We start from the raw sequence: 18320 nt of genomic DNA, 5'->3' as shown, positions 1-18320 counted from the left end.
TTTTTATGGGGAAAATTAGAAGAACTTTTTCGATTGATTTTAAAATGAAAGCTATTGAAATGTACTTACATAGAGGAATGGGTAGTAAATTAATTGGAAGGGAATTAGGAGTTACATATTCAGTTATAGACAGATGGATTAAAAACTACAATAGTGAGGGTATTCTTGGCCTACAAGAAAAACGAGGGAGATCTAGACAAACAAATGCAAGTTCAATAAAAACAAGTCATGATGATAGAATAGAACGATTAGAAGTAGAAAATGCATACTTAAAAAAGCTCTTAGCTGCGAAAAAGGAGATGAGGTCAAAAGAGACAAATCAATAGAATACGAGATCATTCATACATTAAAGCATAGCTTTCCAATTGTGTTTCTTTGTGAAATTGCGGGGGTCTCAAGAAGTGGATATTACAAATGGGAAAAAAGAAGAACTAATCCCTCTGAAAAGATGAAGGAAGACCAATTTATTATGTCCAAAATAGTGGAATGCGAACTAGATCCAGATATAAATGGTAGTTTTGGTTATCCAAGAGTTTGTACATGGCTCAAAAAGTATTGTGGTTTACAGATAAATCATAAAAGAGTGTACCGTTTAATGAAGAAAATGGGGATACAAGCTAAGATTCGAAAGAAAAAGTGGAGGCATTTTGGCTTAAAAGAACAATGTGTCGTATCAAAAAATCGTTTAAACAGGGAATTTTCAGCCAGCAAGCCAAATGAAAAATGGGTTACAGATATAACCTATCTCACTTTTAACGGTAAGCGTATGTATCTTTCAGTGATAATGGATCTTTATAATAACGAAATTGTAGCCTACCAAGTAAGCGAAAGCAACAATTTAAAATTAGTTATAGACACAGTGAATAAGGCCTTAAGAAAAAGAAATGTCCACGGAACAGTATTACATAGCGATCAAGGGTATCAATACACGTCCAAAAAATACAACCTATTACTTAAAAAATACAAAATGAATGTAAGTATGTCTAGGAAGGGCAATTGTTATGATAATGCATGTGTAGAGAGTTTTTTTAGTCATTTTAAGACAGAATGTTTTTACAGAAATGAGTTTCATGAAAAAGAGCAAGTTTTCAAAGCCATTAGAAGATATATGAGGTATTACAATAACAAACGATTCCAAAAAAAATTAAACAACCTTAGTCCTGCTGAATTTGGAACTAAGGCTGCTTAATGAAAAGGCATCTAATCTTTTACTGTCTACTTGACAGGGGTAAGACCACAGGATCAAAGTCACTTTCTAAAATATTTTTCAATCTGTACATTTTGTATAGCACATTTCAGCACTTCATTCATTTTATTTATGTAATATATTTTTAAATATAAAACTCATAGTTAAGCTCTTTTTAGCTTAACGGAAACTCAATTGACTTATTAAACTCTTTAAACTTATACCTAAAAACTGAAGTTTTTCTGTTTCAAAATCTTCAATAAAAATTTCTCCTGTATTATTATTTATTACCAATAACATTCCATTACTTTCAAATCCTATAGGAATATATATTGTTTCTCTTTCCTTAAGAAGATACTCTTGGACACGTTCCATAAATAAGTAAGGTTCCACCCCTGGGGCTACAGGAAATAAATTAATATTGTAATCCTCTATCCAACCAATCATCTCCAAAAACCAAAACGAATTAAAATATTCTTTGATATCAGGGTGAAGGATAACATTCAATTTCTCTTCAAATTCTTTAAAATCGTGGTATTCATTTTTTTCCACAGGTTTCCACGATATATACCCTTCTTCATCCTTTTGTCCGATATACATAAGAGTATCAAGATCCTCATTTATTGGAATCTGAGGAAACGTTCCATTAAATTCATTCCATTTTAATACGAATCTCTCAAAATACTCCTGCATTATTTTCTTCAAAACTCATCACTCCTTCTGTTTTTCTAAAAAGCTTTGTAATAACTCAAAAAACTTTTTATCCTTTCCCAAAATCCCTTTTCTCTTTTCAATGTTAAGGCACCGTTTCCAGCTAGTTCATAGCCTTTGAAGGAAGCTAATACATAATCTACACCCTCGGCCATTTTTCCGCCAAGCTGATACATTTTGTCATTTCCGGATTTTTCTACTTTTTTTATTTGCTAGTCTCACGCGGTCAAGCGTACTATTTTTGTTGTTCTGCAATAATTGTACTATATTTGGTTTAAAAGCAGTTTCTCCATCTCACCTTTTTGCTCATAACACAAGGTTAATTATTAATTTGATTCTTTTACAATTTTCTCTACGACCGTCATACACTGTACATAGCCGTTACAAACCATAAAAATTACTATAAAAAATTTAACACTTGGTGCATTTATAAAATTGTAATCAACCTTTTAAATTCTATGCTTAAACGCAAAAAAGCACTTGTTGCCTTTAGTAGACAATCAAGTGCTTTAAGTTCATGTATATTCGTATGGTCATATGGACGCAATCTCATGAAATTCTTACTTTTTACAATAGATTTCAAAGAGGAAGTGTCCGTATGATAACACTTGTATCAAGTCGTTTCATGCCATTCTAAAAAAAGAAGTACACTGCACACAATATGTTACGTTTAAGCAAGCAACTCTAGCATCATTGCAATACATTGAGAGATTTTATAACTGTAAGCGAATCTATATTTACACCCGTTATAAAACTCCTCAAGCAATAAAAAATTGGGTTAAAGAAATCGCTTAGATTTAACTTTTTTGTGTCCACGATATTGACTCAAATTCACACATACCTTAATAATACATCTTATTTTATATTTTTTTATCAAAATCTATACTAGCAATTAACCCCTTTTACTCATTGCCTCAACAAATTTACTAATTGTTTCATTATCCTTTAACAAACTACTAATATATAACAAAACGTCAAATTCCTCTTCGTCAATATCATAATACATCATTCCTGGGTCAACAACTGGTTCATATTGAATTTCACATACCTTTTGATTCGAACTTAATATAATAAATAATCTATCAGTTTTAGTAATGTATTTATTACTACAATTGATATTATTTTTATTAAGCTCATATGATTTTGTATTTATTACAAAAAATAATTTTTTATTATAAACATATAAACCATATAATATATTATTATCAGTTATCCCTCCAACTCCATTTATAATACTATTAATATTCTCTATTTTGTACTCGTTGTCATGCAATACTATTTTTGAATCTATATCAAAATAATTTCTTAAAATAATCACACTATATATCCTCCTTTAATGCTTTAATCCTAACAAAGTATTCAATACATCATCTTTTTTCATAGAACCATTTATAACTGCATCCCATACTTCATCATCAGTAGGATTCAATTTCAAATCTTTCAACTTAGCCTTCTTAGATTTAAATAACCATGTTGCATCCGGACCTACCTTATTTCCATACATTTTCATATTCCTTGCTTCAATAGGTGCTAAATCTTCTGGGTTCATTTTTGCTCTTGACAATATTTTATCTTGATTTCTCATTTCGACCACTTTATCGGCTATTTCTTGTTTACTGGCTCCATTTGCAACCATTAAATCAATTTCTTCTTGTATCTTCCGTGATTGTTCTAGGTATTCTTTTCTAATAATATGATTATTTTTAGTTGCCTCTATATCTGTAAAATCATACTTTGAATATGTTGTACCTTCATTAGGTGAATAACCATATGCCGCCTTTTTATCAACATGAATTTCTTTAAGTACCTTTTCACTTACTTCTTCTATAGGAATCCCTTCACCAGTAACACCTATTCCAGTTTTTCTTATCCTCTCCGCAAGCGAAGCCTCAACCCCCTGAATCTTCCCATCCATAAACTTAGTACTCTCTGCATGGCGCGTATTAACCCACTCGGTAACGCTTCCTGGCCCACCACCTTGCTTCCCTGCTACTACACCGTCTCCAACTATTTCATGACCCTTGTTGAAGAAGGCAAGTGTATTATCCATACCTTCGGCCATCTTTCCGCCAAGCTGATACATTTTTTCATTTCCGGATTTTTCTACTTTTAGGCCTGCTAGTCTCATGCGGTCAAGCGTAATATTTTTTCCGTCTTGCAATGATTGTACCATATTTTTCCCTGTATTTGGATTGAAACTCGTTACTCCCTCTTGCGATCTTCCTAATGATCCAAGAATTTTGAATCCTTTTACAATTCCTCCGACACCACCCGTGAAGACATCAAGGCCACCAAAAACATATCTTTCTATTTTTTCTCCTTGGCTTAATTTCCGGTGTGTTCCCCAATCTTCTCCGTCATGGGCACTTTTTACTTGGAGCCCCCCAAATACTAGTGATGCTCCATACCCTAATGGTGGACAAATGAACATTGCTCCGACTGTTAGAACTCCTAATCCAAAGTCACGCCATACCTCTAGCTGTTTTTGCTCATCCTCTATTGATCTGTATTCAAACCCTCGCGTCGAGGGAACGCGTTTTCTGTACTCTTCATAGTCTAGCTTCGTGTTTGGATCTTTTCTTTTCCATTCTTCATACTCCGCATGAAGAATTTCATCAAATGCATGTGAATCTTTGAAAATATCATCCACTGTTATTTTAGATTTTGTTGTTGTGATGGTTTGCGGTGTGTCACCGTAACTATATGAACCTTGTACTGCAGTTGTTTTTGTGGAGCCAATTCGGTTTGTAGTTTCAAAGTTTTTAATGGACAAGTCTCTCATTTTTTGTGCAAATTGATCCATTGTTACAACAAATGGTTTATCGATATGGTCATAAACGACTCCTCCTGCTTCATCACAATATTTTTGTAGAGTCGTATAAGCATCATGTAATTTCGCAATTGTTTCAGTCTGATCTTTATGATGAAAATAAATACTTCCATCTGAATCAAGATCATGTATTCTTTCCTGTACATCTTTTACAAGACCATTCGCTTGATCTAATTTTACGAATGTATCTTTTGTGATTTGGTTCAATCCATCTTTCATATCTACCCAATCTTTCGGCTTATAACTAACATCCATTTTTCTTCCATCCCCCATTCCCGTATCAGCCGTAGTTATTCTTGAGGTTGTAATTTATTATGTAATTCTTCATCCTGTGTTTTCATTTCTTGGCGAACAATCTCTACAATGGATGCCGCTCGGTTATAATGGTCTGCTAGTTCCAATATTTTATTTAATATTTTTGGATACACATCTATAACCCGCATCGCATCTCCTTTAAGATAGAATTGACACTTCTCTAGATTTTTCGAATTTGTCGCTATAACACCTGAATAAATGTTATATATACTTTGAAGACGTCTTATAATATCTTCTATCTCATCATAATTCATTACAATTTCTGAACTACTACTTGCTCCGCCATCTTCCATTGGTATTTGCATTAATTTCGTCCTCCTAACGAGAATTGTCGTGGATCACTTATTTTCTTATACGGCATTTTTAAAACATCATATAATTTCTTATTCACCGCATACAGACTAGCCCATTCATAACGCTTACGTTCTACTTCTATTTGAATAAAATCTTTCCCCTCTGTAAAGTACAAGAAGCATTCCCATTTCCCTCTATCTTCTGCTCTTCGACTTCGCGGGCGAGACACTGTTTCGATAGCTAGTAAATCCTTTTCAGATAAATCCATTTCTTCAAATGTTCGCTGCTCTTTTTCTGTCATCTTCTTTGTAAAAAAGGTTTCTTCTATTTCTCTTGGTTCTCGCATTAAAAACGGAATCCGTTCTAATAATGAAAAATATACATCTCGCTTCGCTATGTAGTGAATTTCATATTCTTCATTTTGTTTTCGTTCTGTTAAAACAGCTACTCTGTCTTTATCTTGTGGTAAAAATCCAATTAATAGATTATTAATTCGCGTATACTCTTGGCTTTCTTGATATGCCTTCAGTAATTCAATCAGCTGAAAAGCCGCTGGTGTCAACCCATGATTCTCTGTAATAAGCCCTTTCTCTTTCAATTTCGCTGTTGCTTTCGTTATGCAGTCTTCATCAGTTAAAGCAAGAATTTCACGCTCTTGTAAGCCAAATATGTACGTAACTCCAGCTGCGCCAGCTAATGTGTACAGTTCAGCAGGTGTAAAGCTCCACACGTCTTTTCCCATCTTTTTTATCCCCCTCTCTATTTCAATTTTTTTACATTTTCTACTTCAGCCCTATTTGTAAAGGATTGAATGTTCTCATCAAGCTCCTTAAGCGCTTTTGTCTGCCCTTCAAGTGCACCTGCGATTTCAGAATTATACTGAATGAGCAATTCTAAATAACATAAAAAAGCATCGCGTGTTTTCCCGCTCCAACGAGTTCCTGTCACATATGATTGTAAAGCTTTCACCTGCTCAAGCGAATCTTTCACACCTTTTTCAATTTGTTCTGCATAAGAAATGGCACTTGATACTTCACTTCCATGAATCTCAATCTCTTGACGATGCATATTCTTATTCCCTCATTTCCTTAATCTTTACATTGCTTTACCGATCATTTCAGCCTCCGAAAAATTTCTTTAATGCTTCAGCTGCTTCCTTATCTTCCGCATCTGCCTTTGCCTTATATTCCGTCCATTTGTGGTACGCTTTATTTTTCGCAGCTGCCACATCATCTAATGTTGTTTTGAAGTAACGTATTAACTCTGATAGTTCTGAATCCTTTTCTCGTCTTTTTACTACAAACTCACGGGCTGGTATTTTATCTTGTGGTAATTCTTGCCCCATTCCCTCATAAGCTGTCTTTGCGGATTCAACATCGTGAATTAGCTTTTTTAACTCATTTTCTTTATCCTTTAAATATTCATACAATTTATCGTAATTATCACGCTTTCTTTCACTATCTGTATATCCGATATGAAGAAAGTTACCGATTGAATCTACAATGTGCTCTGCCATGTTTGTTCCCCCTTTATTTCTCGCAAAAAAAAGAATAGATTTTCCCGATATTTCCCTATCATTCTATTTTATAATTATATTTGAAATTTTTCTCATATAAGGAATCTTTTTCATATCAATATTTTACCAAAAACTAATAGCTATTTCACTATTTATTAAGATGAAATGCTTCATTATTCCCTTTTCTTCTCTCCAGTTACAAAAATAATGTGAAACTTTAATCAGGAGGATTTCCTTCATCCCCACTGATAATTAGCCCCACCAATCAGTTTTTTTTACAGACATTTGATTAAAAAAGAGGCCTTTTATGTGCACCCTAATAGTTAGATCAAAAATCTAACTATTAGGGTGTATATTTTAGTTAAATATAATTTTGAATTAAAACTGCGTATTGTTGAAGAATCTCTTAATTCGGGTTATGGTTATTCTACTCTTGCGAAAAAATAACGGATTCCTTCTTTTGAACACGTTAGTCAATGAATTAAACTGTCTGAAAAATTTGGTGCTGAGGGACTAAATAGAAAAACTGCTCTTACTCTGTTCAATTTATTCTGAATGTTATAAACTGGAAGAAAATAAATAGTGCTTCTAACGTTGAAACGGCTATCTAATTTGGTTTAAGACAATATATTTCAAAGTATGTCGCGCAAAGGCAACTGTTTAAATAACTCGCCAATGGAGAACTTCTTCGGTGTGATGAAGCAAGAAATGTATTACGGTGTCACTTACTGTAGCTTTGAGGAATTAAAACAAGCAGTGGACGAGTACATCTACTACTATAACCATCAACGCATTAAGTCGAAACTACATGGAAACAGCCCTGTTCAATATCGACTCCTTAAGGAAAGAAAAGCTGCTTAGTGGGGAGAAATGAGTAAGACACTATAATGTAAAAAATGATATAGGAGAAAGATGATGACAATGAAATTAGTGAAACCAACACACCAGCATAGCAAACAAATCATGGCTTATCGGCAGGCATTCCTAAATTCAAGAGAACAACCGCATGGTAGTTGTTCCTTACAACATTTTGATTCCATTAACGAATGGATTGAAAAAGTCAAAATTCATGAAAAAGGAGAAAATTTACCACCAAATCGAGTTCCATCCACTCAGTTTTTGAGCATTGAAAAGGGGAAATTAATCGGTTTAATCAATATCCGCCATCGATTAACGCCAGAATTACTGATGGAGAGCGGACATATCGGTTATAGCGTGCACCCAGACGAACGTCGAAAGGGTTACGCCACTGAGCAACTTCGGCTTTCCTTATTTGAAACGGAAAAATTAGGATTGGAGAAAGTGTTGATAACTTGTGACAAAGCAAATATCGGCTCTGCCAAAACCATTCAAAAAGTTGGAGGTATCTTAGAAAATGAAGTAATTTCCCCTGATACTGGCGAAATTGTTCAGCGTTACTGGATAGAACTATGATTTAGTAAATTTTCAAAAATCATACTTGAAATAGTATCGAAACTGGATAATAACTAAAAGAAAAATCGGAGTGAGGAATCACTCCGAAAAAAGTCTAACTTTTGGGGTTCAGTACAAGCACCTCTCCTTCCTACTTCAATTTCCCCTCAAAAACAATTTTCCTACCACACGGTTCTACAACTGTTTGTCCATCTTTCTTTACCTCATGAAAAATAGGCTCTTCCATACGACGTGAAGGGGCATACCCTTCCTTTTCCATGCGCTCTATACACTCTGTAATCGTTTCATTATGTAATACTTCGAATTTCTTCTTATTAGGTTGTTTCGTCATGTCCAAACCTACTTTCTATTTTTCTTGTTGCGGATTGACTTTTCATATACGTGATATAAAGAAGTGCAATAATTGCCATTATAATCATAACTGCTAGAAAAAAGCTTGTATACTGTATTTTCTCTATAAATACCCCGCCTAATACAGGTCCGATTATACTTCCTATGCTAAAGGCGATTCCCGATAATATATTCCCCGCAGGTAATAAGTGTCTCGGTAATAAATCTGCCATAAATCCAAGCCCTAATGAAAAGCATGAACCGATGACCATACCGGCTACTAACATACACGCAAACACAATCCAATAATATTGATCAAACACCGCCGCAAGTAAGAAAACGATTGTACTTGCACTAAATGTCCATGTCAAAATTCGCTCTCTTCCTAAGCGATCACTTAATATACCAAGCGGAATTTGCGTGATGATTCCGCCTATTGCAAACGCTGGTAATAAAAAGGAAACGTCTGCAACAGACCAGCCTTTCCGCATCGCATACACAGGTAAATTACTATTTAGCATTGCTTCTAATACACCATATGCTAAAGGTCCAATGAGTGCAATCCAAGCCATTCCTACTACTTGTTTATAACGAGAAAATGATGATTCATTTTCCTTTTGCATTTCATCTTGCTCTGGAAATGCATTTTGAGTTGGAAGTAATAGTAACCAACCTAATAAACAAAGAATAGTAGACACGATAAATGGCGTTGCAATGCCGTACTGAACCGTGCTTGCCAAATATGGGCCGAGTGCAAACCCAATTCCAAAGAATGCTCCATAAATGGACACTTGTCTGCCAATTTTATTCGGGCTGGCCGTCGTTGTAATCCATGTCTGCGTTCCTACATGGAGCATATGATCCCCAACTCCCACGAAGAAGCGAAGCAGAAGCCATACCCAAAATGAAAATGTTTGTGTAAAGAAAAATAGCGAAACGACAACAATAAATCCTCCAACTACTATAATCGGTTTCATTCCAAATCGCTGCATCGGTTTTTCTAGCCAAGGCGAAATAAATAAAATCCCAATATATAATGCCGTTGCATGCATGCCATTAAAACTAGAACGAATTCCTTCTTGCTCAAAAATCATGGCAATTGCTGGTAAGAGCATTCCTTGAGATAATCCAGAAATTGCAACAATTCCGACCATAATCCAAAATGTATACCTTTTTGACATCATCTTCCCTCTCCCTTTACATGCTCACCAATCTTCATTATAATCTTTTTTTCAACAATCACGCATGAGAAATAACATAAAAAGAAGTTAGAAGAATAGTCTTCTAACTTCTTTTTATGTGACCAATTTATTTATCCCGCATTAACGGGCAGTAAGATCCCCACCTAAAGATTCTAAAGAAACCAAAGAAGCTTGGTGGGGATAAACTGCCCGTAAAAGCCCGATTGGTTCAACTAATAATCATAGGGAAACCCACCAATGATTAAAGTTTCACTTTATTTTCTAACCAAGCAAGAACGTGCTGAGTAAACACATCTAAACAATCAATAAAAGGTGAATGCCCACAATCATCTAAAATAACCAGTTTTGCATTTGGGAGATTCTTTGCTAACTCTTCTCCAACAACTTGTGGTACAACATAATCGCGATCTCCTTGTACGACAAGCGTCGGTACTTGAATACGATGAATATCACCGTTTCCAGACACGATGCCATTATGTTCATCTGAAATATTAAATGTAACCAGGGCATAGTTTACATCCACAAAATTACGCTGCGTGAGCATATCATCTAAATACTTTTCATAGCGCTCATCATCAGGTTTATTATGCGTGTAAATGAGCAAATTCCATACTGTTCGATAATACAACTTGTTCATATTTCTTATAGCATCTAATACAGGAGCAATCTGAACAGGATCCTGTGCAATTTCTTCTTTTGTTTTTAATAGTGTAGAAAGAATTGGCTGACCATTTATATCCTTTTTAAAAATAGGGTACCCTTTCATTCCTACTGATTCAACCAATATCAATTTTTCCACAAGCGCTGGATAAGAAGCTGTAAATTCCATTGCAACGCCCCCGCCCATGGACCAGCCCATCAATGAAAATTTCTTTAACTGTAATGCATCTACAACTAATTTCACATCACCTGCGAAGTCTTGCAACGAATCTATTGACTTATGATAGGTTGACTGACCGAATCCACGTAAATCAAGAGCATAAATATGATATTTCTTCTCTAATCTCTCAATGACTAAATCCCAGTGCTGTGAAGATGTCATATTCCCATGAATGAGTACAATTATTTCTGTATTTTGCTCTCCAACTTCTTGATATGCAATTGTTTCTCCATTTGATAACGAAACAAACTCCATTGTTGCAGGCTTAATCATCACACGTTCCCCCATTCGAATTTAGTAGAAAGAAAATTCAGAACCTACTTCTAGAATACCATGTAGAATGTATGTTCTCAATATAAAACCTATACAAAATTTTTACATAAGACAACATGTCTATCACTATATAAATCCATTTTGATTTTTCGACATATAAGTCGCGGCTATGGATAACAAAAGGTGACCTGCACTCGTTTTCTCTCTTTGTTTTCACTTGGTATGGGGCAGGAAAAGGATCTGACCGCTTCTATGCATGGCCGGATGCTCTCTCCCACCTAAAAGAAGGGTTTTATGCCGGTTTTTTAATTTGTATTTATATAGACAATCATGTTAAAAAGATATATAGTTAGCTAGGTAACTAATTAGAAAGGATCAAATACATGACCGAAAAACAGCATTTTTTCCACATTGTCAGCCAGACTTCTAGGAAATTCACCAAAAAGTTTAATGAACGCGTGTCACCAACAGGTTTATTTAGTGCACAATGGGCCGTTATTTTTCAGGTTCATCAAACTGGGCCATGTACACAAACTGAATTATGTCAATATTTAAATGTTGAATCTCCTACTATGACTCGTACGTTAACACGTATGGAAACAATGGGATGGATTATTCGAACAGAAGGAAAAGATCGCCGTGAAAAGCTGATTTCCTTATCACATACAGCGATGGAAATGATTCCAGTATGGCAAGAAGAAGTAGATACATTTGAAGAAAAAACGTTGCAGAATGTAAGTGAAGAAGAACTACATCGTGCTTTTCAAGTGTTACAAACTGTGATTAAAAATCTAGATAATTAATTGGAGGGATGACGATGCAAAGTGAGAGACTTTGGACGAAGGACTTCCTTGGAACATGTTTTAGTAGTCTGTTTCTCTTTTTAACGTTTTACATGCTTATGACCACTTTACCAGTCTACGTAATTGAAGGTTTAAAGGGTAGACCCGAGGAAATAGGACTTGTTGCGACAGTCTTCCTTATTTCTTCCGTCTTATGCCGCCCGTTTACTGGAAAGTGGCTTGATGATTTAGGAAGAAAGAAAATCTTATTTATTTCTCTTTCCTTATTTTTAGCAGCCACCGTTATGTATTTTGGGGCACAGAGCTTATTTTTATTACTTGCTCTTCGCTTCCTTCACGGAATTGGTTTTGGAATGGCAACAACGGCTACTGGTACAATTGTTACAGATGTAACACCACCACATCGCCGCGGAGAAGCACTTGGATATTTCGGAGTGTTTATGAGCCTACCAATGGTAATCGGACCTTTTTTAGGTTTAACTATTATTTCTCGTTATTCATTTACTGTACTCTTTATCGTTTGTTCTATTTTTTCATTACTTGCATTTGTCTGTGGTCTATTTGTAAATATCCCACATGAGAAAAAGGCAAGTAAAAAACAAGGGGAACGAATGAAGTGGAAAGAATTAATCGAGCCTTCTACTATACCAATTGCTCTTACAGGCTTTGTACTTGCTTTTTCTTATAGTGGCATTCTATCCTTTATTCCTATTTATGCAAAAGAGATTGGCTTAGCAGATGTTGCAAGTTACTTCTTTATCGTATATGCACTAGTTGTTGTACTTTCTCGTCCATTTACAGGAAAGATATTTGATCGTTTCGGTGAAAATGTTCTTATTTATCCTTCTATCATTATTTTTACAATCGGCATGTTCGTTTTAAGTCAGGCCCAAACTTCATTTTGGTTCCTTGGTTCCGGGATGCTAATTGGCTTAGGGTATGGAACCCTTATTCCAAGTTTCCAAACAATTGCAGTTTCTGCCGCGCCAAATCATCGCCGCGGATCAGCAACAGCTACTTATTTTTCATTCTTTGATAGTGGTATCGGTATCGGTTCTTTCGTACTCGGTATTATCGCTGCTCAATCCAGCTATCATAATATGTATTTTATCGCGGCCATTATCGTGGCATTCACACTTGTAATCTATTATGGGTTACACGGTAGAAAGCAAAAATTCAAAAAGCATCATACGGATGAAAAATTATCAGCATAATGTCAATTAGGAAAGTAAACAGCTCTGTTTACTTTCCTTTTTTTGTTTTTCTAAGAAAACGAGCGTATACTTATTTTAGAAATAATAAGGAGGTCCATGAATGAATGTAAGAAAATCTCCCCTTTTATTACTTATGCTTACACTTATATTTGTTATAACAGGGCTTGGTTTTGCATTTTTTAAGCAAAATAAAGTTCCACCTTCAAAACAATCGGTAACAAAAGCAAATTGGCTACAAGATCCATACTTACGATGGTCGTATACACATATGAAAGAACTTGCCTTAACAAAAGAAGTAAAAAAAGATGCTCATCACGTTTCAACATTCCCTATTGCTCAGCAAAATTTAGATGATTTTTCTGTTGAGCAGGAAAATGGGAATAATATTTCTTTAAAAGAACTATTAGATCAAAATAAAACAGATGCATTTGTTGTTGTACAAAATGGAAAACTTGTCTATGAAAATTATTTCAATGGCTACAAACAAAACGAACCACATGGCATGGCTTCCTTAGCAAAAGTCTTTACAGGCGCAATCATTCAGTCTTTAACGGAAGAAAGTATCCTTGATAAAAATACAACAGCTGAAACATATGTGAAAGAATTACATAACACACCATTCGGTAAAGCGACGATTCAGCAGTTAATGGACATGCAAATTTCCACTAACTATCCTACCCATGGATATGTACAACGAGGATTAGAAAATCAAGATGCACAGCTCTATTTAGCTAGTAATATCCTTCCTCGTGGTAAAAATTATGATGGCCCAATGAAAATTTATGACATGTTACTTGAAGCAACTGAAACAGCTCAGCCGGGTACTCAGTTTTCCTATAATAACGGCTCAGCTGAAACACTTGGATGGATTATTCGGACAGTAACTGGGAAATCATTAGCAGACAATGTGAGTGAACGAATTTGGACAAAAATCGGTGCTGAAGAAAATGCCTATTATGTTGTCGATGAAACAGGAGTTGAACAAGCAAGTGCAGGTTTAAATGCAACAGCACGAGATATGGCACGCTTTGGTCAAATGATATTAGACAATGGCTATTATAATGGAAAACAGATTCTTCCCTCTTCTATTACAGAAGACATAAAAAGCGTACAACAAGATGAACTCTCTATTGGAGAAGGCTCATCCATTTCTTATCATAATCAGTGGTGGATTCCACATAATGAGCACGGTGCTTTTGAAGTATTAGGAAGTTATGGGCAAAGGCTATATATTGATCCAAAAGCAAATATGGTCATTGTACATTTTTCATCAAATGCTGAGCCTAGTGGTGACATTCATTCTACTTATTCAAATATGTATTTAGAAATCGCAAAACACCTGAAAAACCTTTCGCATGAGTGAGAGGTCTTTTTGTTTATATATCTGAATTTTCTGACTCCTTAAGGTTATTCCTTAATGATATCGAATATTTTAATAAACAAAATTAAGGAGGTTGATAACTTTGTTTCGAACTTTTACAAATGGATGTGTCGCTCTTGTACAACGCTTTTTACCAGATCCCTTTATTTTATCCTGCTTTCTTACCATCTTTGTTATCTTCTTTGGTACTATCGCTACGCAGCAATCACCAGTTGCAATGATCGTTCATTGGGGAGATGGAATTTGGGGGCTTTTAGCCTTCTCCATGCAAATGGCACTCGTGCTTGTGACAGGTTCTGCTTTAGCCAATGCTCCCCTCGTTCGGAAAGGATTGGCTAAAGCTGCACAACTACCAAAAACAAGTGGACAAGGAATTATTGCTATTTCTCTCGTTAGCTTATTAGGTGCCTACATAAACTGGGGGTTTGGCATTATTATTTCCGTCTTATATGCAAAAGAAGTCGCGAAACATATACAAGGGCTAGATTATCGACTTGCAATTGCTTCTTCCTATTCTGGCTTTCTTATATGGCACGCTGGCCTATCAGCTTCGATTCCACTTACGTTGGCAACCGGCGGTGAAACATTAATAAAAACAACAGCTGGGAGTATTACGGAAGCAATTCCAATTACAGAAACTTTATTTTCCCCTTATGCAATTGTTCCTGTTATTATTTTCTTCATAACGATGCCTTTCATTAACAAAGCAATGCATCCTGATGCAGATCATACGATCACCGTTAATCCAAATGTTTTTCAAGAAGAAGCTGCAGCGCAAGAAGTTCATCATCATACATTTGCCGAGAAAATCGAAAACAGTATTTGGATTACAATTTGTATTGGACTGTTAGGTCTCATATATATTGTTCATTATTTTAGTACGAAAGGCTTTAATCTTACGCTCGATATTGTCATTTTTATGCTTTTAATTGCAGGCCTTATTTTCCATCGTACTCCGATTATGATACCAGCTGGCGCTGAACTCGGCGTACATGCTGCGAAAACAGCTATGGCAATTGCCTGGGGCGATGCTTGGACCAACTTAATTCAACCGTTTTGGGCATTACCCGCTTTAGCAATCGCTGGTTTAGGTGCACGTGATATTATGGGATTTTGTGTCATTAATTTACTTTATGCAGGCGCTGTGATTGGATTATGTTTTCTTTTTATATAACCCTCTGTTATTAAATCGTTCGAATACAAATATTGAAAAAAGCAGGCCTTGCAAGGCCTGCTTTTTGTCTCATCATTACCGTTATCCATAGTAAAGAAATACGCACTCGGCTAAAGTTCTTCACCACTGTACCATGTATAAAAATAGTTCATTATCTTTCCAAATAATTTATGTTCATTTACTGCCTATAACACAAAGCCACCCTTTATTAAACAGAATCATCTAATTACGTCTATTTCTCTGTATACACATCACGTCAATAACTCTTTCTCTATGCATGCCATTACATTCTCCCATTCTCTAGTTGAGAAATGTAACGCTTCATATGTAAATATATTCGTACAGATATTTTCTATATATGACGGATTTCTCCGAAGAAAATCCCAATGTAATACTTTCGGGACGTAGTACGCCTCATATTGTTCACTTTCTTGGATGAGCCCCTTCACTTCTCGTTCGCAAATCCCTCTTATTAAATAGTCGCATCTTAGTTCTCGCTGGACCTTCTGAAACGTTTCACTATGCTGTTTAATTTGTAGTAAACAAGAGATATAGGACTGAAACAAATCATCACTACGGTGACAGCATCTCATAATTTTATTTATTACATCGTTCATATGTTCTTTGCTGTTTGCTGAATTTTTTCAAGCCACTTTTCTCGCTTTTTTAGTTCACTTTTTTGAACAGATTGAAAAACTGAACGCCTTATATGTCGTATCCCGCAAAAATGTAAAATTCCTTTTTTCATAACAACCCAGTCAGCCGAACGATACAGTAATGCAGCATACCATAGCGGAGAATCTAGTGTATTGATAACCCATGCTGATTTCCCTATAAGCAAACCTTTTGGTATTAGTCCCTCATATTTATAAGCAAATCCAGTAACAAACACCCGATCAATAAATCCTTTCAAAATGGCTGGCATCCCCCACCACCATATTGGATAAATGAAAATAAATGAATCCGCTTCTTTAACTAACTTTCTATATTTCTCTGTCTCGTCTTCATACACTAAATCACGCCTTCTTTTTTCTTCATTAAAAATAAGGACTGGATTAAATTGCTCTTCATATAAATCAAGTGTTGTAACAGAATGATTCGTTTCCTGTAGTCCTTTTTGCACCTTCTCTAAAATAGCTGCGTTGAAACTAGATGGATTGGGATGTGCATATATGATTAATAGATTCATTACGAAGCAACACCTTTCCTTAAATTCCCTTTTGACTTTCATTCCTATCGCATGCTATTCTAATACTTGTCAACTGGCAAGCCCATTTGACAAAACAACTGACACCTACTCGGCGAAGGTGTCTCTTTTCATTTCTAGCCGAAAAAAGTCCCTCTTTCAGGGCATATTCTTTTGACACTACACACTCAACACCATTCCCTTGTAAATAGGCTGCTCTTGCAGTCTTTTACGCTACATACCTTCTTTTCAAACAGAATTTTCAAATAAATTATAACATAAAAAAAAGGAAGTCTAGCTCCCTTTTCTCGCTTTATAATATACACCTTTTTCTCCAAAGAGGTGCTCAGCTTCAGCTAAAGTAATTTTCCCATCCAGTTTCAGTTCATCTAGCAACCGTGATAAATAAAATTGATGCAACATTTTTTTTGTGAATTTCCCCTCATGATGGGAAACAATATGTTCTTGAATATCTATAAGCGAAATCGGTTTATCCTGTTCAATCATGTATTCATACACTGCACTACGCAGTTTTATATACTTTTCAAGTGTCACAGTTATATTGCAACTCCTTTCTTCTCATTCTGTTCATCTCGTTTTCGGTTTTTTTTGCAATAAAAAAAACCTCTTCGATAAGAAGAAGCTACATATGTATATATCTTCATCTTATCTCCCAGAACAAATTTGTTCTGCTGGAATTAGCACCTGCATCGCGGTTGCTGGGTTTCATCGGGCCAGTCCCTCCACCTCTCTGGATAAGAAAATATTCACTTTATAGCTTATAATAGTCTTTTTTATTTAAATTGTCAAATTATATAAGAATCATGCACTTGGACCTTTCAAAACAAGTTATATTTTCTTTCTTATCGCTCATACTACAAATGTATATACAAAAGGAGGTACGCAAAATGCAAAAAAATGCGCGTGGATATGTTCAAGATTCTTACCATTCTTTACATGAGGCAAAGCAATCTTTAGAAAATGCCTTACAAACAGTCGAAAAAAGCGATAACCGAAAACAAATTAAACAATCGCTACAAACTGTAGAAAGTGCACTAGAGCAATGTGACAGTACCGTAAATATGTTAGAACAAGAATAAATGCTCCCCGCCTTCTTCTTACAGGTGGGTTTTTTGATAAAAAAACACCCAAATGGGTGTTTTTACATGGCATACTGAAATAGTATTGCCGTTGTGATTAGAAAATATACAGTATTCACAATTTCTAAAATACCTACTTTTAATATTGAAATTTTCTTCCCATACAATACAATTGCTCGAATTAGGCTTGGTATAAAAACTAACGAAAGCCATGGATGTACGATAAAGGACGCCGCGATTAAAAAGGCATGGTAACCCCATGAAACATAGCGATAAGTCGGATTATGCTTTTCACGAATCATTGTTTTCACATAAAAAGTACTACCTAAAAAATAGAGAAAGGATACAATTGCAATACTCCAAGCTATTCCATCAATTGTTTTCATGGAGAAATAATAACTAATCATACCACCCATACAGAAAACAATAATTGCACAAATATCATTTACTAAAGCACGTTCCTTTTTTTGACGCGCATAATACATATTCAC

Annotated in this window: 22 protein-coding genes, 2 pseudogenes and 1 riboswitch; of the genes and pseudogenes, 10 read left to right on the top strand and 14 right to left on the bottom strand. The window is 35.3% G+C overall.

The genetic code is table 11. The features are described 5' to 3' along the window. Window positions 1-5: 5 nt before the first annotated feature. Both QUF99_RS02070 and QUF99_RS02065 read left to right on the top strand, forming a co-directional pair. Entirely contained in the window at window positions 6-326 is a 321-nt protein-coding gene (locus QUF99_RS02070) for a helix-turn-helix domain-containing protein (RefSeq protein ID WP_289368028.1), read from the top strand. After that, window positions 248-1189 (top strand): IS3 family transposase, encoded by a 942-nt coding sequence (locus tag QUF99_RS02065; RefSeq protein WP_353958373.1) that lies wholly within the window; start codon window positions 248-250, stop codon window positions 1187-1189. Before QUF99_RS02070 ends, QUF99_RS02065 begins: the two co-directional genes overlap by 79 nt. Window positions 1190-1366: 177 nt before the next feature. Here the strand turns inward: QUF99_RS02065 and QUF99_RS02060 are convergent, their stop codons facing one another. Then, on the bottom strand, window positions 1367-1891 hold the full coding sequence (locus QUF99_RS02060) for a SecY-interacting protein Syd (protein WP_289368413.1): 525 nt from the start codon (window positions 1889-1891) through the stop codon (window positions 1367-1369). A gap of 585 nt (window positions 1892-2476) precedes the next feature. Here QUF99_RS02060 and QUF99_RS02055 point away from each other — a divergent pair. Continuing rightward, window positions 2477-2692, top strand: a pseudogene (locus tag QUF99_RS02055) (IS3-like element ISBce13 family transposase); the annotation flags it as partial. 97 nt (window positions 2693-2789) lie between these two features. Here QUF99_RS02055 and QUF99_RS02050 read toward each other — a convergent pair. Genes QUF99_RS02050 through QUF99_RS02025 form a run of 6 tightly spaced genes read right to left on the bottom strand, consistent with a single transcriptional unit; the run spans window position 2790 to window position 6852 of the window. Next, window positions 2790-3215 (bottom strand): hypothetical protein, encoded by a 426-nt coding sequence (locus QUF99_RS02050; RefSeq protein ID WP_003209504.1) that lies wholly within the window; start codon window positions 3213-3215, stop codon window positions 2790-2792. Between the two features lie 15 nt (window positions 3216-3230). Beyond that, complete coding sequence (locus QUF99_RS02045) at window positions 3231-4982, bottom strand: hypothetical protein (protein ID WP_289368410.1); 1752 nt, start codon at window positions 4980-4982, stop codon at window positions 3231-3233. Window positions 4983-5017: 35 nt separating this feature from the next. Then, the gene (locus QUF99_RS02040; protein ID WP_289368408.1) at window positions 5018-5347 is read right to left on the bottom strand and encodes an MFS transporter; all 330 of its coding nucleotides are present in this window, start codon (window positions 5345-5347) and stop codon (window positions 5018-5020) included. Further along, the gene (locus QUF99_RS02035; RefSeq protein WP_289368407.1) at window positions 5347-6078 is read right to left on the bottom strand and encodes a DUF5081 family protein; all 732 of its coding nucleotides are present in this window, start codon (window positions 6076-6078) and stop codon (window positions 5347-5349) included. The genes QUF99_RS02040 and QUF99_RS02035 overlap by 1 nt, the downstream gene beginning before the upstream one ends. 17 nt (window positions 6079-6095) lie before the next feature. Further along, window positions 6096-6404 carry a WXG100 family type VII secretion target gene (locus QUF99_RS02030; RefSeq protein ID WP_289368406.1) on the bottom strand — a complete coding sequence of 103 codons (309 nt, stop codon included), beginning with the start codon at window positions 6402-6404 and terminating at the stop codon, window positions 6096-6098. A 49-nt stretch (window positions 6405-6453) separates the two neighbouring features. Next, window positions 6454-6852, bottom strand: a complete 399-nt coding sequence (locus QUF99_RS02025) for a hypothetical protein (RefSeq protein WP_289368405.1) — start codon at window positions 6850-6852, stop codon at window positions 6454-6456. A gap of 627 nt (window positions 6853-7479) precedes the next feature. On the opposite strand from QUF99_RS02025, the pseudogene QUF99_RS02020 reads away from it, so the two are divergent. Beyond that, window positions 7480-7713: pseudogene (locus QUF99_RS02020) on the top strand (IS3 family transposase); the annotation flags it as partial. A 60-nt stretch (window positions 7714-7773) separates the two neighbouring features. Further along, complete coding sequence (locus tag QUF99_RS02015; RefSeq protein WP_353958379.1) at window positions 7774-8286, top strand: GNAT family N-acetyltransferase; 513 nt, start codon at window positions 7774-7776, stop codon at window positions 8284-8286. Window positions 8287-8416: 130 nt separating this feature from the next. On the opposite strand, the gene QUF99_RS02010 is transcribed toward QUF99_RS02015, so the two are convergent. The 3 genes from QUF99_RS02010 to phaZ form a co-directional block, all read right to left on the bottom strand. Continuing rightward, window positions 8417-8617, bottom strand: coding sequence for an NETI motif-containing protein (locus QUF99_RS02010; RefSeq protein WP_289368403.1), 201 nt, complete (start codon window positions 8615-8617; stop codon window positions 8417-8419). Beyond that, entirely contained in the window at window positions 8601-9797 is a 1197-nt protein-coding gene (locus tag QUF99_RS02005) for an MFS transporter (protein ID WP_289368401.1), read from the bottom strand. The genes QUF99_RS02010 and QUF99_RS02005 overlap by 17 nt, the downstream gene beginning before the upstream one ends. A gap of 262 nt (window positions 9798-10059) precedes the next feature. After that, a complete protein-coding gene (phaZ, locus tag QUF99_RS02000; RefSeq protein ID WP_289368400.1) occupies window positions 10060-10971 on the bottom strand; it encodes an intracellular short-chain-length polyhydroxyalkanoate depolymerase in 912 nt (303 codons plus the stop codon). Between the two features lie 383 nt (window positions 10972-11354). Between phaZ and QUF99_RS01995 the strand changes: the two genes are divergently transcribed. The 4 genes from QUF99_RS01995 (at window position 11355) to QUF99_RS01980 (ending at window position 15543) form a co-directional block, all read left to right on the top strand. Continuing rightward, entirely contained in the window at window positions 11355-11774 is a 420-nt protein-coding gene (locus QUF99_RS01995; RefSeq protein ID WP_289368399.1) for a MarR family winged helix-turn-helix transcriptional regulator, read from the top strand. A 14-nt stretch (window positions 11775-11788) separates the two neighbouring features. After that, a complete protein-coding gene (locus QUF99_RS01990; RefSeq protein WP_289368398.1) occupies window positions 11789-12988 on the top strand; it encodes an MFS transporter in 1200 nt (399 codons plus the stop codon). 100 nt (window positions 12989-13088) lie between these two features. After that, the gene (locus tag QUF99_RS01985; protein WP_289368397.1) at window positions 13089-14351 is read left to right on the top strand and encodes a serine hydrolase domain-containing protein; all 1263 of its coding nucleotides are present in this window, start codon (window positions 13089-13091) and stop codon (window positions 14349-14351) included. 100 nt (window positions 14352-14451) lie between these two features. Further along, window positions 14452-15543 (top strand): short-chain fatty acid transporter, encoded by a 1092-nt coding sequence (locus tag QUF99_RS01980; RefSeq protein ID WP_289368395.1) that lies wholly within the window; start codon window positions 14452-14454, stop codon window positions 15541-15543. A 251-nt stretch (window positions 15544-15794) separates the two neighbouring features. Here the strand turns inward: QUF99_RS01980 and QUF99_RS01975 are convergent, their stop codons facing one another. The 3 genes from QUF99_RS01975 to QUF99_RS01965 all read right to left on the bottom strand — a co-directional run bounded on the left by QUF99_RS01975 (window position 15795) and on the right by QUF99_RS01965 (window position 17284). Next, window positions 15795-16160 (bottom strand): hypothetical protein, encoded by a 366-nt coding sequence (locus tag QUF99_RS01975; protein WP_289368394.1) that lies wholly within the window; start codon window positions 16158-16160, stop codon window positions 15795-15797. Then, a complete protein-coding gene (locus QUF99_RS01970; RefSeq protein ID WP_289368392.1) occupies window positions 16157-16732 on the bottom strand; it encodes an NAD(P)H-dependent oxidoreductase in 576 nt (191 codons plus the stop codon). Before QUF99_RS01970 ends, QUF99_RS01975 begins: the two co-directional genes overlap by 4 nt. Window positions 16733-17023: 291 nt before the next feature. Beyond that, on the bottom strand, window positions 17024-17284 hold the full coding sequence (locus QUF99_RS01965) for a hypothetical protein (protein WP_286120940.1): 261 nt from the start codon (window positions 17282-17284) through the stop codon (window positions 17024-17026). A 108-nt stretch (window positions 17285-17392) separates the two neighbouring features. Further along, a riboswitch (SAM riboswitch) is annotated at window positions 17393-17491 on the bottom strand. Window positions 17492-17637: 146 nt separating this feature from the next. Here QUF99_RS01965 and QUF99_RS01960 point away from each other — a divergent pair. Continuing rightward, a complete protein-coding gene (locus QUF99_RS01960; protein ID WP_289368389.1) occupies window positions 17638-17829 on the top strand; it encodes a hypothetical protein in 192 nt (63 codons plus the stop codon). A gap of 62 nt (window positions 17830-17891) precedes the next feature. Here the strand turns inward: QUF99_RS01960 and QUF99_RS01955 are convergent. Beyond that, window positions 17892-18320: YwiC-like family protein (locus QUF99_RS01955; RefSeq protein WP_289368387.1), on the bottom strand; the 429-nt coding region annotated here is incomplete at its 5' end.

The sequence above is a fragment of the Bacillus sp. DX4.1 genome (genome assembly GCF_030348195.1).
Lineage (GTDB): Bacteria > Bacillota > Bacilli > Bacillales > Bacillaceae_G > Bacillus_A.
Note: the sequence above shows the minus strand (reverse complement) of the source record. Positions and strands in the feature narration are given on the sequence as shown.

What these genes read in the sequence shown, in the direction of transcription:
- QUF99_RS01995 (WP_289368399.1), top strand. Translation starts at nt 11,355, where the DNA reads ATGACCGAAAAACAGCATTTTTTCCACATTGTCAGCCAGACTTCTAGG.
- QUF99_RS01960 (WP_289368389.1), top strand. Translation starts at nt 17,638, where the DNA reads ATGCAAAAAAATGCGCGTGGATATGTTCAAGATTCTTACCATTCTTTA.
- QUF99_RS02030 (WP_289368406.1), bottom strand. Translation starts at nt 6,404, where the DNA reads ATGCATCGTCAAGAGATTGAGATTCATGGAAGTGAAGTATCAAGTGCC.
- QUF99_RS02015 (WP_353958379.1), top strand. Translation starts at nt 7,774, where the DNA reads ATGAAATTAGTGAAACCAACACACCAGCATAGCAAACAAATCATGGCT.
- phaZ (WP_289368400.1), bottom strand. Translation starts at nt 10,971, where the DNA reads ATGATTAAGCCTGCAACAATGGAGTTTGTTTCGTTATCAAATGGAGAA.
- QUF99_RS02070 (WP_289368028.1), top strand. Translation starts at nt 6, where the DNA reads ATGGGGAAAATTAGAAGAACTTTTTCGATTGATTTTAAAATGAAAGCT.
- QUF99_RS02035 (WP_289368407.1), bottom strand. Translation starts at nt 6,078, where the DNA reads ATGGGAAAAGACGTGTGGAGCTTTACACCTGCTGAACTGTACACATTA.
- QUF99_RS01975 (WP_289368394.1), bottom strand. Translation starts at nt 16,160, where the DNA reads ATGAACGATGTAATAAATAAAATTATGAGATGCTGTCACCGTAGTGAT.
- QUF99_RS01990 (WP_289368398.1), top strand. Translation starts at nt 11,789, where the DNA reads ATGCAAAGTGAGAGACTTTGGACGAAGGACTTCCTTGGAACATGTTTT.
- QUF99_RS02040 (WP_289368408.1), bottom strand. Translation starts at nt 5,347, where the DNA reads ATGCAAATACCAATGGAAGATGGCGGAGCAAGTAGTAGTTCAGAAATT.
- QUF99_RS02045 (WP_289368410.1), bottom strand. Translation starts at nt 4,982, where the DNA reads ATGGATGTTAGTTATAAGCCGAAAGATTGGGTAGATATGAAAGATGGA.
- QUF99_RS01985 (WP_289368397.1), top strand. Translation starts at nt 13,089, where the DNA reads ATGAATGTAAGAAAATCTCCCCTTTTATTACTTATGCTTACACTTATA.
- QUF99_RS01970 (WP_289368392.1), bottom strand. Translation starts at nt 16,732, where the DNA reads ATGAATCTATTAATCATATATGCACATCCCAATCCATCTAGTTTCAAC.
- QUF99_RS02010 (WP_289368403.1), bottom strand. Translation starts at nt 8,617, where the DNA reads ATGACGAAACAACCTAATAAGAAGAAATTCGAAGTATTACATAATGAA.
- QUF99_RS02005 (WP_289368401.1), bottom strand. Translation starts at nt 9,797, where the DNA reads ATGTCAAAAAGGTATACATTTTGGATTATGGTCGGAATTGTTGCAATT.
- QUF99_RS02025 (WP_289368405.1), bottom strand. Translation starts at nt 6,852, where the DNA reads ATGGCAGAGCACATTGTAGATTCAATCGGTAACTTTCTTCATATCGGA.